The sequence below is a fragment of the Vibrio sp. 1751 genome (assembly GCF_033339895.1).
Taxonomy (GTDB): Bacteria; Pseudomonadota; Gammaproteobacteria; order Enterobacterales; family Vibrionaceae; genus Vibrio; species Vibrio alginolyticus.
In genome coordinates, this window is the sequence record NZ_JAWOVM010000041.1 from 28,163 (window position 1) to 42,097 (window position 13,935).

General features: G+C 45.9%; 11 protein-coding genes. 2 read left to right on the forward strand and 9 right to left on the reverse strand.

Annotated elements, in window-relative coordinates; genetic code table 11:
* Nucleotides 1-14: 14 nt before the first annotated feature.
* Together ptsI and crr are read left to right on the forward strand one after the other, a co-directional pair.
* On the forward strand, nt 15-1,739 hold the full coding sequence (gene ptsI, locus R7041_RS13940) for a phosphoenolpyruvate-protein phosphotransferase PtsI (protein ID WP_005389298.1): 1,725 nt from the start codon (nt 15-17) through the stop codon (nt 1,737-1,739).
* A gap of 121 nt (nt 1,740-1,860) precedes the next feature.
* Nucleotides 1,861-2,370: a PTS glucose transporter subunit IIA gene (gene crr / locus R7041_RS13945; protein WP_005382041.1), complete on the forward strand. Its 510-nt coding sequence runs from the start codon at nt 1,861-1,863 to the stop codon at nt 2,368-2,370.
* 96 nt (nt 2,371-2,466) lie between these two features.
* On the opposite strand, the gene R7041_RS13950 is transcribed toward crr, so the two are convergent.
* The 9 genes from R7041_RS13950 to flgG all read right to left on the reverse strand — a co-directional run bounded on the left by R7041_RS13950 (nt 2,467) and on the right by flgG (nt 13,914).
* Entirely contained in the window at nt 2,467-3,591 is a 1,125-nt protein-coding gene (locus tag R7041_RS13950) for a flagellin (protein WP_017819971.1), read from the reverse strand.
* Nucleotides 3,592-3,707: 116 nt separating this feature from the next.
* Nucleotides 3,708-4,841: a flagellin gene (locus R7041_RS13955; RefSeq protein ID WP_005380447.1), complete on the reverse strand. Its 1,134-nt coding sequence runs from the start codon at nt 4,839-4,841 to the stop codon at nt 3,708-3,710.
* Between the two features lie 506 nt (nt 4,842-5,347).
* The gene (locus tag R7041_RS13960; RefSeq protein ID WP_005382038.1) at nt 5,348-6,502 is read right to left on the reverse strand and encodes a flagellin; all 1,155 of its coding nucleotides are present in this window, start codon (nt 6,500-6,502) and stop codon (nt 5,348-5,350) included.
* 427 nt (nt 6,503-6,929) lie between these two features.
* A complete protein-coding gene (gene flgL, locus R7041_RS13965) occupies nt 6,930-8,123 on the reverse strand; it encodes a flagellar hook-associated protein FlgL (protein ID WP_005382037.1) in 1,194 nt (397 codons plus the stop codon).
* A gap of 13 nt (nt 8,124-8,136) precedes the next feature.
* On the reverse strand, nt 8,137-10,077 hold the full coding sequence (gene flgK, locus R7041_RS13970; RefSeq protein WP_115385803.1) for a flagellar hook-associated protein FlgK: 1,941 nt from the start codon (nt 10,075-10,077) through the stop codon (nt 8,137-8,139).
* A 160-nt stretch (nt 10,078-10,237) separates the two neighbouring features.
* Complete coding sequence (gene flgJ / locus R7041_RS13975; RefSeq protein ID WP_053807678.1) at nt 10,238-11,164, reverse strand: flagellar assembly peptidoglycan hydrolase FlgJ; 927 nt, start codon at nt 11,162-11,164, stop codon at nt 10,238-10,240.
* Nucleotides 11,165-11,180: 16 nt separating this feature from the next.
* Nucleotides 11,181-12,272, reverse strand: a complete 1,092-nt coding sequence (locus tag R7041_RS13980; protein WP_005393118.1) for a flagellar basal body P-ring protein FlgI — start codon at nt 12,270-12,272, stop codon at nt 11,181-11,183.
* 43 nt (nt 12,273-12,315) lie between these two features.
* A complete protein-coding gene (gene flgH, locus R7041_RS13985) occupies nt 12,316-13,095 on the reverse strand; it encodes a flagellar basal body L-ring protein FlgH (protein WP_005382033.1) in 780 nt (259 codons plus the stop codon).
* Between the two features lie 30 nt (nt 13,096-13,125).
* Nucleotides 13,126-13,914: a flagellar basal-body rod protein FlgG gene (gene flgG / locus R7041_RS13990; protein WP_005382032.1), complete on the reverse strand. Its 789-nt coding sequence runs from the start codon at nt 13,912-13,914 to the stop codon at nt 13,126-13,128.
* Between the last annotated feature and the right edge of the window lie 21 nt (nt 13,915-13,935).

Sequence of the window (13,935 nt, forward strand, 5' to 3'; positions counted from 1 at the left end):
CTTAAGGTAAGGCTATGATTTCAGGCATCCTAGCATCTCCTGGTATTGCAATCGGTAAAGCACTACTACTTCAAGAAGATGAAATTGTCCTAAACACAAACACTATTTCTGACGATCAAGTAGAAGCTGAAGTTCAGCGTTTCTTTGACGCTCGTAACAAATCTGCAGCTCAGCTAGAAACTATCAAGCAAAAAGCGCTTGAAACGTTTGGCGAAGAAAAAGAAGCGATCTTTGAAGGTCACATCATGCTTCTTGAAGACGAAGAGCTAGAAGAGGAAATCCTAGCACTTATCAAAAACGACAAGATGACTGCTGATCACGCTATCCACTCAGTGATCGAAGAGCAAGCATGTGCTCTTGAGTCTCTAGACGACGAATACTTAAAAGAGCGTGCAACTGACATCCGCGATATCGGTTCTCGTTTTGTTAAGAACGCACTAGGCATCAACATTGTTTCGCTTAGCGATATCAACGAAGAAGTAATTCTTGTTGCTTACGACCTAACGCCATCTGAAACTGCACAAATCAACCTAGACTACGTGCTTGGTTTTGCTTGTGATATCGGCGGTCGTACATCTCACACTTCAATCATGGCTCGCTCACTTGAGCTTCCAGCTATCGTTGGTACTAACGACATCACGAAGAAAGTTAAGAATGGCGACATGCTGATTCTTGACGCAATGAACAACAAGATTGTTGTTAACCCATCAGAAGCTGAGCTAGAAGAAGCGAAAGCGGTTAAAGCAGCATTCCTAGCTGAAAAAGAAGAGCTAGCGAAACTGAAAGACCTACACGCAGAAACGACTGACGGTCACCGTGTAGAAGTTTGCGGTAACATCGGTACAGTGAAAGACTGTGACGGTATCCTTCGTAATGGCGGTGAAGGTGTTGGTCTGTACCGTACTGAATTCCTATTTATGGACCGTACTGCGCTACCAACTGAAGAAGAACAGTACCAAGCGTACAAAGAAGTTGCGGAAGCAATGAACGGTCAAGCTGTGATCATCCGTACTATGGATATCGGCGGCGATAAAGATCTCCCATACATGGATCTTCCAAAAGAGATGAACCCATTCCTAGGTTGGCGTGCTGTACGTATCAGTCTAGATCGTCGTGAAATCCTTCGTGATCAGCTACGTGGCATCCTACGTGCTTCTGCACACGGCAAACTGCGTATCATGTTCCCAATGATCATCTCTGTCGAAGAAATCCGTGAGCTTAAGAAAGCGATCGAAGAGTACAAAGAAGAGCTACGCGCTGAAGGCCACGCGTTCGACGAAAACATCGAAATCGGTGTTATGGTTGAAACTCCTGCTGCTGCTGCGATCGCACACCACTTAGCGAAGGAAGTGTCTTTCTTCTCTATCGGTACAAACGACCTAACTCAGTACACGCTAGCGGTTGACCGTGGTAACGAGATGATTTCTCACCTATACAACCCACTATCACCAGCTGTACTTACAGTGATCAAGCAAGTTATCGACGCTTCTCACGCAGAAGGTAAATGGACTGGTATGTGTGGTGAACTTGCAGGTGACGAGCGTGCAACACTTCTACTTCTAGGTATGGGTCTGGACGAGTTCTCAATGAGCGGCATTTCAATCCCTAAAGTGAAGAAAGTTGTTCGTAACTCTAACTTCGCAGAAGTGAAAGCAATGGCTGAAGAAGCCCTTTCTCTACCGACAGCAGAAGAAATCGAAGCCGTGGTAGAAAAGTTTATTGCTGAGAAAGCTCAGTAATCGGTAGTACCAAGTAATTCAATACTTAATGGCCATTAGACGGCGAAAAAAGTCGTCTAATGAGCTATATTGGTATACTATAATTCGACAGAATAAAACCAAACCTTAGGAGCATGACACAATGGGTCTGTTTGACAAACTTAAGAAGCTTGTATCTGATGACAGCGCTGACGCTGGTGCTATCGAAATCATCGCGCCACTTTCTGGTGAGATTGTAAACATCGAAGACGTGCCAGATGTTGTTTTCGCTGAGAAAATCGTTGGTGACGGTATTGCTATCAAGCCAGCAGGCAACAAAATGGTAGCTCCTGTAAACGGTACTATCGGTAAGATCTTCGAAACTAATCACGCGTTCTCTATCGAGTCTGACGACGGTGTTGAGCTTTTCGTTCACTTCGGTATCGACACAGTTGAACTAAAAGGCGAAGGCTTCACGCGTATCGCTGAAGAAGGTCAAACTGTTAAAGCTGGCGACACTGTAATTGAATTCGATCTAGCTCTTCTAGAAGAGAAAGCGAAGTCAACGCTAACTCCAGTTGTTATCTCTAACATGGACGAAATCAAAGAGCTAAACAAGCTTTCTGGTTCTGTAACTGTTGGTGAAACTCCAGTTCTACGTGTAACTAAGTAATTTTTACTTAATCGAACACGAAAAAACGCTGCCATTGGCAGCGTTTTTTATTACCTGAAATTTTGTTTCTGATCGACTTACATCAATGAAATCCGCTCAGCTAAGTAATCCAAGTGCCGAACTCTGCCTTTGCTTCGCTTGAGCGAGTAATGCAGTTGTCGCATCTTGGAGCACTTGAGAACGCACCATTTCCGTAGATTCTCTTGCGAAGTCTGTATCTCTTATTCGACTCTTGGATTCTGTAACACTCCGATTCACAGTATTTAAGTTATCCATCGAGCCGTTTACACGGTTCTGAAAGCTGCCAATTTCACTCCGGTGCGAATCAACATACTTAATTGCTGCATCAATCACCCCAATTGAAAGCTGCGCCTTACCTGCCGTCGACATATCGATGTCATCCATTGTGACTAATTGACCAGCGCTCACATCAAGCTCATCCGCTAAACTCCCTTCGAGAACCACACCCTCTGGCGCCTTCATCGTAGAAGCGAAGAATTGCAGTTCGTTGTTTTCCGTTACTGAAGCATTCACTATCGATTGTTGAGCATTGATGTAAGTGGCGACCTGTTCTATGCGGTCACCCAATTTGAGTCCAATGGATTCCGTTTGGGTTTGCCCTTTACTGTCTTGGTATTCGACTTTTAGGGTTTGGTTATCTTTAGTGACTCGCCAATCTTTATCGACCGCATCACCAACATAATGCTGCCCTCCCATCTCTGGGATATGGCTACGCATGTTACGTAACGTCAAAGAGATTGAATTAGCGTTCGCGCCAATATGGAAACTTTGTGAACCGTAAGATCCATCAAACAGGTTTTTATCCGCAAATGTTGTCGTGATCGCGACACGATCAAGCTCATCTTGCAGCGCTACGACCTCATATTGAATACTTTGCCGATCACTTGAGTCATAACTGCCGTTTGCTGCTTGAAGCCCCAGAGAGCGTAAGCGTTGCAATATGTCACTGCTTTCGTGCAATGCTCCCTCCGCTGTTTGAGCAACAGAAAAAGCGTCGTGCGCATTTCTTAAGGCGACATCAAGCCCTCTCGTTTGTACATGGAGAGTATTCGATATCTGTAAACCTGCCGCATCATCGCTCGCCGAGTTGATTCGAAACCCCGAAGTTAGGTTGCGTTGTGACTCAACATTTTGCGCAGCTGCTTGACTCAGGTGTCTCTGCGCCACCATCGCAGAAACATTGGAATTTAAAGAGATCATCTAATCGATATGAATGCCTTATCGAACATACTGTCAGGACACATCTGAATCGTTATAGCCAATAAGCAAAAAGCCAGGGATGAGCCTGGCTTTGGTTTCTTGCTTTGTTAAATTGATTAACCTAGCAGACTTAGCGCTGAGTTAGGCGCTTGTTTCGCTTGCGCAAGGATTGAGCTTGACGCTTGCGATAGAATTTGTGATTTGGTCATTGCCGTCGTTTCTTTCGCGAAATCTGTATCTTTGATACGGCTCTTCGACGCATTCACGTTCTCGTTAATGTTGTCCAAGTTGCTGATTGCGTGGTTGAAACGGTTCTGGAATGCACCTAGCTCTGCGCGGTGGCTGTCTACGTATTTCAGTGCCGCATCGATGATAGCAACAGATTCTTGTGCGCCACCAACTGAGGTTACGTCGATAGTATCTACTGTTACTTTTTTGCCTTCGCCTAAGCCTAGTTCACCAGATAGACCGCCTGAAAACTCGACCTCGCCCTCAACTTTGTTGTTGCCAGCGAAGATTTGCAGTTTACCGTCTTGGTCTACTGAGGCTTTCACTAGGTCAGTTTGGCCGTTAATGTAAGTCGCAAGCTCTTCGATATCGTCACCCGCCTTTGCGCTGATGTTGATTTCTTGCTCTTGGCCGTAGCTGTCCGTTAGGTTGATTTTTAGGTCGTTCTTACCTTCAGCAACGTTCCAGTCTTTACCTTTACCACTTTCAGCTTGGTAGCTCACACCGCCCATCATTTTGTTGTCTGAGCGCATGTCTTTTAGCTCAAGCATCACTGCTTCACCGTTATCCGCACCGATTTGGAACGATTTCGCACCGTGTGTGCCGTTTAGTAGCTTGTTACCACCGAAAGAAGTGGTTTCTGCGATACGGTTTAGTTCGTCGTTTAGCGCGGTCACTTCTTCTTGAATCGCCACACGTTCTGCTTTCGAGTTTGAACCGTTTGCTGATTGTAGAGACAAATCACGCATACGTTGAAGAATGTTAGTGGTCTCGTTCATTGCACCTTCAGCAGTTTGTGCAATCGAGATACCGTCGTTCGCGTTGCGAACCGCTACATCCAAACCACGGCTTTGTACGTTCAAACGGTTCGAGATTTGTAGACCCGCAGCGTCATCTTTTGCGCTGTTGATTTTGAAACCCGAAGACAAACGCTCCATAGAAGTTTGTTGAGCTGAGTTTGCGTTGTTTAGGTAACGCTGAGCGGTCATCGCTGATACGTTAGTGTTTACATTCACTGCCATGGTGATTTCTCCAATTGATTTTCCGGTGTAGCGGTTTCCGACGTCTCGGAAAACCAAGTAGTTCTCTCAAAGTTACCTCTATTAACGACACCAAATTCAGAAGCTTTAGAAAAAAGTTTAAAAAAATAACATTGCGAGATTTAGCTAATAAAATTGAAGAAAAGTAAGAAAAAGTGCTCAAGTTTCCACAAATCGAGCCGAGAGGGCTAAATTGTATAGAAAACCAGCAAAAGGAAACAATTAAAGGTAAGTTCGCAGACGATAGACGTGAAAATTAGAAAAGAAAAAGCCCCTTTTCCTTTGAGAGAACTGGGGCTAGGTTGGTCGCCAGAGCCTATGTGGAGATCAAGAGAAATGAACACATTTCCGGCATACCGAGTGCAACTTTACATTGAAAATGATTGGCAGGTGAGAGATGAGAGAGCCGCTCATTCTATTGTAAAGTTGCTTGCCAAAAGCCTGCATTCCCATCCACGTCTGAATGTATTGAGTACAGGCTAAGTAAACTACTGCAATAGTGACATTGCAGAGTTTGGCAACTGTTTCGCTTGAGCAAGAATCGATGTACCTGCTTGTTGCAAAATTTGTGCTTTGGTCATTTGCGTGGTTTCTTTCGCAAAATCTGTATCTTTAATTCGGCTGTTCGAGGCGTCAACGTTTTCTTGGATATTCGCCAAGTTGTTGATGCTGTGACTCAGACGGTTTTGCTTCGCACCTAAGTCTGCACGTTGCGAGTCTACGTATTTCAGTGCCGAATCCAGCACAGAAATCGCGTTTTGAGAACCTTGTACCGTGGTCATATCAATATCTTGTACTGACGTTCTGATAGGTTCATCACTCAGGCCAAGCTCAGATGCTAATCCACCAGAAATAGAAATCTCACCCTGAACGTTTGGATGCGCGACAAAAACTTGCAACTTGCCATCTTCACTTACAGACGCATTAATCATATCAGACTGACCATTAATGTAAGTGGCAAGCTCTTCGATGTCGTCGCCCGCTTTGGCATTAATGTTGATTTCTAGATCATCAACATTGCCGTCTTCGTCTTCACCCATACCTGGTAGCGTGATCTTCAAGTCAGATTTAGCTGGGTCAACGCTCCAGTTTTTATCTTTACCGTTCTCAGATAAGAAGGTCACACCGCCCATGCGAGTATCGTCCGCACGAATGCTGGTGAGTCCCATGATCATGGCTTCACCTGAGCTCGCACCAATCTGGAATGCTGCTTCACCGAATGAGCCGTTCAATAGACGACGACCACCAAATGAAGTGGTTTCTGCAATACGGTTTAGCTCGTCAATCAATGCCATTGACTCTTCGTTGATCGCCTGACGCTCAGCTGGAGAGTTAGTACCGTTCGATGATTGAATCGCAAGGTCACGCATTCGTTGCATGACAGAGGTTGCCTCATTCATCGCACCTTCAGCGGTTTGTGCAATCGAGATACCATCGTTCGCGTTACGCATTGCGACATCTAGGCCACGAGACTGTGCAGTTAAGCGGTTAGAGATCTGTAGACCTGCCGCATCATCTTTTGCACTGTTAATCTTATGTCCTGAAGATAAGCGCTCCATCGACGTGTTTAATTCATCAGTCGCTTTGTTTAGGTAACGCTGCGCGGTCATCGCGGAGACGTTAGTACTAACTGTTACAGCCATTTTGCTCTCCTGTTGAGTTCGCAAGCTTTTGCGAAGCGGCCAGCTTTACTCTCATTTGGATAAGCACTGACCGTAAAAGTTACTTGCTAAATCTGCCTTAAACGCAGGGTTTAGAATCTCTAAATCTGTTCTGATATTTTCAATACAATTTGTGTGCCAACTTGCGTAAATTATTTAACTACTTTTAAAAGAATCAAATAAACAATAAGTTAGCTTTATCATTAAGCTATTTCCGGTTTGTCAGACTCATCTTAGCCCAAGGGTATTGAACGCTGCCCTGTTGCCGCCCGACTTGCCTCCCGCATCATTGCCGCTTTGGGTAAAATCGTGCCGCATGACATCTCAGACTCTCAGGTTACGTCGACTTATCGCGCTTAAGGCTTTGCACATAAGGCATCAAAATCAGACAATGTGTATGAGTGTCATACTAGATGTAGTTAAACAACGTTAGATCTTTGGTCTTACCGAATGCTTGTTGCGATGCCTGTAACGCTCGCGAGTTTTCACTGAACTCGATCACGGCTTTAGAGTAATCCAAGTCCTCAAAGTTGCTCTTCGCTTTTGCCAGAGACAAATTAAAGTCTTCATGATTTTGCTCTTGGATATCCAGCGTACTCAATCGAGCACCGGCATCTGTACGCGCTTTATTCAAATGGATAAAAGCAGCGTGGAATTCTTCTGTCATTTGGTGCAATTTGGCGGTCGCCGACGTATCCGAAACCGATTTGTCTGACCATGCCATTGCATCCTTGAAGGTATCGAAAATGCTGAACTCTGCCCGCTTTTCGATCTCAATGCTGTCACCAGGCGTAATTTGGCCTTTTACGTGCACTTTCAGGCCTTTGTATTCAATCCCTTTCTCTGGAGAAAACTCATCGGCATCCACTACTTTGCCGTTACGCTCTAATTGGTAACCAAATTTGCCGTTATTCATATCGACAAATGTCACGCGATACGCCGCATCATCCTTCGCGTCAACGTTAGTGGCTTTGTTTAGCAACAGCTCAGAGCCGTTTTGTAGATCGTAATTCGGCTGATAGTCGCCAAATGGGTTTGGTATCTCCATAAACAGCTTGCTGCCAGGATCGTTCATTGGCATCTCAAGCATGCTGGAGACTTTCATTTTGCGCTGATAATCGTCCCCAGCGTATTGAACACTACCGTCTTTATCGCGATAGAATGGTTGGCTTTTTGGCTTAGTACCCGCAAACACGTAGTTACCAGATTCATCTTGCGAGTTCACTAAGTTAAGGAAATTGTTCGCAATCTCTTCTAACTCACGCTTCTTTGCTTGTCGGTCTTCAGCAGAAAAGGCACCGTTAATCATCTCCATCGTTAAGCGCTTCGACTCGTCGGCAAAATTCTCCGCATTGGCGATATTAACTTCGTGGTTTTCTAGACGATTACGCACCAACACTATCGAGCTAAGATATTGTTGTAGCTGCTCTTGTTGCTGACTAATGTTTTGGATGTAATGCGCAGCGAGGGGGTCGTCACTAGGTTTCAGTAACTTTTTCCCTGAAGCAAGTTGCTCTTGGTTGTGGTGAACCTTATTCTCTTGACGACGCAGATCATTTTGTACGGACTGATAGTTATGGAAACTAGAAATTCGGGTTAGCACTTATCTCTTCTCCTTACCTCAGTTGTAAAATGGTATTGAAGGTATCATTCGCCGCTTGCATCACACGTGATGAAGCCATGTACGCTTGTTGAAACTTCATCATGTTGGCCGCTTCTTCATCGAGGTTAACACCAGAAATAGAAGCAACGCGCTCTTGCGCCGCTTCATGCTCTAAACGAGCGACGGAGGCTAAACGGTTTGCTGTAGAAGACTTCAGTCCAACTTCGGTATTGAGGTTATGATAAACATCGATCAAGGTACTGGATTTTCCATCCATCATCTTGTCTGTTTGGATCTTCTGCATTTTTCTCAAGTTGCCGTTACCACCTTCAGAAGGCACCAAGTTTGCGGTGAATTTATCATTCATCAGTGCGCCTTCGCTCAACTCAAACACGGTTGCATCGCCGTTTTTATACAGCGGATGGCTTTTCGGCACTGATATTTCAATCTTCGGGTTATCTTTATCTAACGGGTATGAGTATTTGTCCGATAGTAAATTACCCTTGTTATCCGTGATCTTTAACCACGGCTTATCATGCTTCTCGTCGGCTGGTTGTACGGTAACCTCAAACTCTTTAACATCCCCCGCCTCACGAATTTTAAACTTGGCGTTACCTTGGGCAAAAGTGGTTGAGGCTTCATAACTTTGTGCGGCAATAGCTTTTGCGTCATTGGTTTCCATCTTTATGATGGCTGCACCACTTCTCGTTGGGCGGAGCAATACGCGCTCACCGGCGGCAAGGCCTTCACCAATTTGCACTTTCATACCATCCAGAACAAATGACGAATCCGAACGGTCGATGTTCAACGACATTTGCTCACCTTTCGGTGTTGTCACGCTGTATTGATCGCCATCATAACGCAGCGAATATTCACCACCTTTGATCGCGGAAATGTCCTCGATGTAAACCGCAACATCAGCTTGGGAGTCAGGCGCAGCAAAAACTCGAGATTTTGCCACCAGCTCAGAGTTCACGTCGGTAAATACGTCTTTACCTATCTTACCGTTGAGATCCAGACCTTGAGATTGCAGCTGATTAATTTTGTAGGAAAAGCCCGTCGCTAAACGGCCCATTTCATCTTGCAGTTGTGGGATGTGTTTGTCGCGCATTTCAAGTAAAGCGCCGATTTTGCCATCCATATCATCAGACTTGATCGCTTTAATGCCATTCCCTTCCACCATTGCTAATCGTCTTTGATGAACATCCGGATAGCCATCGATCATTTTGAGCTGGCTTGCTTCCGTGCCAGAAACAAGAGTGTGTCCATTGCCGATATGAACATTAAACCCTTCCGCATTTTTGCGTGGGGTTACGGTAACTTTGGTGTACTCTGACAGCTCAGTAACCAGCTTTTCATGCTGATCCATCAGGTCATTATGTGGACCGGGAGTACGCATCATCAGTCGATGAATATCGCGAATTTCCAACGCAAGTTGATTAACGCGCTCAATGCCCATATCCAATTTTTTATTGGTGACATCAGATTGCAGTCGCACGGTTTCGTGGAAATCATTTAATGTATCAGAGAAGATTTTCGCCTTTTCCAATACCACTTTTCGTGCCCCTAAATCGTTCGGGGTATCTGCCATGGTTTTTACCGCATCGAACCACTCATTCAGGTTCTCGGGAATTTTCTTCGATGCCACAGAGCTCAACATGCTAGAAAGCATATCAAGATTATCTTGGGTATCCGTTTTGTTGGCATTGTTGGTCGACGACAGGTTCAGTTCATTCACGGCAAACTGATCCCACGAGCGGCGAACATTTTCCACATGCACACCCATGCCGTAGGTAGAACCACCGAACATGCGCGGATCATTCGTGCCTTGGATAACAGACTGACGGCTATAACCCTCTGTATTAACATTAGAAATGTTATGACCAGTGGTGTTTAATTGTCTCTGAGCAGTAAGCACACTTTGAGTACCTACATTCAGAAGATCTGACGCCATACATGCCCCCAAAAACGAAATATAAATCGGCAAAACCGATCACCTAGACACATTAAAAGCAAAAGATGTGCCAAGTGATAGAAAGGCGTAGATGTTCAGATAAAGTGAAGGCTTGCACTATGGCAAGCCTTCGAGAACGTCATAAATTGTCGCAGAGACATTACATACTTTCGATTTTATCCTTCACCTGCAGGACTTTATCTGCGTAATTCGGATCGGTCGCGTAACCCGCACTGTGGATACCGCGAATAAACGACTCTGAATTCCCGCGTTGCTGCAATGCTGTATCGTAACGTGGGTTGTCATTCAAAAATCGTACAAAGTCATTAAAGCTGTCTTCGTAACTTGAGTAGGAGCGAAACGCTGCCGTCTCTTTCACTGGCGTGTTATCGTGGAACTCTAAAGTTTGAGTCGTCACTTTGTCACCCTGCCAGCTTCGATCTGCTTTGATATTAAATAAGTTGTTGCTGCTGCCACGCGCGTTCTTCACGACCTTTTGTCCCCACCCCGTTTCCAAAGCGGCTTGCGCAAGTAGCAAAGATGGCTCGACACCTAGGGCTTTCGCAGCTTTCTCCGCGTATGGCTTCATCGAGTTAACAAAGGATTCTGGTGAATCGAATCGAGTGGGTTCATTGCTTGGTCGAGATAGTTGACCAGATTCAATCAAGCGCTGTTCAATCTCGCGCGCTTTTTTCGGGTCAACACGACGATATTCCGCAGCATTGTTTGCCGCATCACGCATAGCCGTTTCTTTTTTGTCGTTCCCTTGCCCAGCCGTTAATTGCTTAACAATCATATCGGCCAGTCCCATTGAACCAGACGAACTCAATTCACTCGCCATCTGTTCATCCAACATTTGTCGGTAGAACTTCTCGTTTTGGCTGTTCATCATGTTGGACTCAAAGCCCTCATTGGCTTCACGCATGGATTTCAACATCATGGAGGTGAAGATCGATTCGAACTGACGAGCAGCCGCATGCAATGCTTCTTGCTCGCCATCTTTTCCCTCTTTCACTGCTTTTTGACGCAGAGTGTCCAGAGAACTGATGTCATGGATAAAACCAATGTCGTTAGGATTGTTCATTATACCTACCTCCTAACCATTAAATGATGATCAACTGGCCTTCAATGGCACCAGCTTGCTTCAATGCTTGTAAAATTGCCATCAAGTCCGAAGGCGCAGCCCCGACTTGGTTCACGGCACGGACCAAATCATCCAACGTTAAGCCTGGTTCGAACTTAAACATTTTGCCTTGCTCTTCGCTGACTTCGATATCCGAGTCTGGTACGACTACGGTTTGCCCACCAGAAAAGCCGTTAGGTTGGCTAACATTCAGGTTTTCTTTGATCGCAACCGTCATGCCGCCGTGCGTTACTGCTGCTGGTTTAAGACGCACATGCTTACCAACTACGATGGTGCCCGTGCGAGAGTTAACGATGATTTTGGCTGCACCATCTGCTGGGTCGAACTCTAGGTTTTCGATTGCCGATAAGAACGCAACACGCTGGCTGACGTCACGAGGAGCACGCACGCGCACTGATGTCGCGTCAACAGCGCTCGCCATTTGTGGGCCAAGGAAGTTGTTTACAGCATCCGCCATACGTTGAGCCGTTGTGAAATCTGACTCAAGCAAGTTGAACGTGATGTAATCACCACGACCAAATGGGTTTGGAATTTCTCGCTCTACTGTCGCACCACTAGAGATAAGACCAACGGTTGGATTGTTACCTACGATTTTAGAACCGTCAGCGCCTTCAGCACTGAAGCCGCTCACCACTAAGTTACCTTGAGCAACCGCGTAAACTTGACCGTCGAGACCTTTGAGGAACGTTTGTAGTAGCGTACCACCACGCAAACTTTTAGCACTTCCGATGGAAGAGACAGTCACGTCCACTTGCTGACCCGGTTTAGAGAAAGGCGGCAACTCTGCCGTAACCATGACTGCGGCAACGTTTTTAATTTTTGGCTTTGTGCCCGGCGGCATCTGAATGCCGAAGTTTTGCAGCATGGCGGCGAAACTTTGCTCTGTAAACGGGTTCGCTTCACCCGTACCAGGTAAGCCTGAAACCAAACCATAACCCACGAGTTGGTTGCTTCGTACACCTGCCACTTGCGCGACGTCTTTGATACGTGCGGCTTGGGCTACGGTAGAAAACAGAGCAACGCTCATCAGTACTAAAAGGAGTTTTTTCATGCTTACTTATCTCTTGCAGTCAAATTGCCGTCAGCACGGCGTGTTATAGCGCTACATTAAAGAATCGTGCCAAGAAGCCTGGCTCTTGCATATCTTGTTGCAAACCAGTGCCAGAGTACTGAATTCTTGCGTTAGAAACGCGATTTGATGCAATGGTGTTGTCGAAATTAATATCATCCGGACGAATAGTGCCACTTAAACGTATGTACTCATCACCTGTATTTAGCGTCATCCACTTCTCACCGCGGATCACGAGGTTGCCGTTTGCCAGTACTTCAATCACCTCAACAGTGATGTAACCACTGATGCTGTTGCTCTGCTTTGCAGAAGAGTCACCTGCAAATGAGTTGGAGTTGTTTAAGTCATAAGAGAAATTATATTTTCCGCCAATTTGCAGCTCTTCTCCGCCAACTTGAAGCGGGTCCATTTGCGCTTCATTGGTTTTCGATAAATCGGCATTTGCGCTTTTCGTCGCACTGGTTGTCTCATCCAGTGTTACGGTAATAATGTCGCCAATACCACGTGGTTTAGAATCGTCGTATAGGTCGGTAATGTGCTCGGCGCTAAACAACGAACCTGTTGCAGCAGCGTAATGCTCAGGCTTGTTTTTCGGATGAATTGGAGCCCAAGCAGGGTCGCCAGCAACCGGATCACTTCTACCACGTAAAGTATCTACAATACCGCTGCTCTCTTCTTTCGATTTATCGCCTTCTACTGCGTCGACCACAGTGGTTGCTTGTGTCACTTCATCCGTTTCAATCGGTTCCAACATGGCACATCCCGACATCGTAGCAATCAAAGCGAGTAGGCAAATACGTTTCATCGTGAGCTCCTCAAATCTTGCTCTTAATCGTTACAATTGCTGGTTAACGAAGCTCATCATTTTATCGACTGACGAGATCACTTTTGAGTTCATTTCGTAAACGCGCTGGGCTTCGATCATGTTGACCAACTCTTCCGTTACATTCACGTTGGACGCTTCCAGCATGGATTGACGAATTTCACCCAAACCGTCCAAACCTGGAACACCCTCTTGTGGATCGCCACTGGCACCCGTTGGTAAGTAAAGGTTCTGACCAATTGGCTCTAGGCCACCCGGGTTAACAAAATCTGTAATGGTTAACTGACCAACGACTTGGTTGTCTTGCTGCCCTCGGACGCGAACCGACACTTCACCATCCGTACCGACAGTAATAGAAATCGCATCTTCTGGAATCACAATTTCAGGCTCTACAGGGTAGCCAGAACCCGACGTGACTAACGTGCCTTCACCATTTAGCGTGAACTGACCGTTACGGGTATAACCGATGTTGCCGTCCGGCAATGTCACTTGAAAAAAGCCGTCGCCTTCCACCATCATGTCCAGTGCGTTGGTCGTTGTCTGTGCATTGCCGTGCGTGTGCACTTTTTGCGTCGCAACCACTTTAGAACCCGCACCTAGCATCAAGCCACTTGGCAGTTCCGTGTTCTGAGATGACTGGCCGCCAGGCTGGTTGATGTTCTGATAGAACAGATCTTCGAATACTGCACGGCTCTTTTTGTAGCCGACAGTAGAGGCGTTCGCCAAGTTGTTCGAAATCGTGGCAATGTTGGTTTGTTGGGCGTCTAGACCTGTTTTACTTACCCATAGTGCTGGATGCATAGTGAACCTCTAACTCTGTTA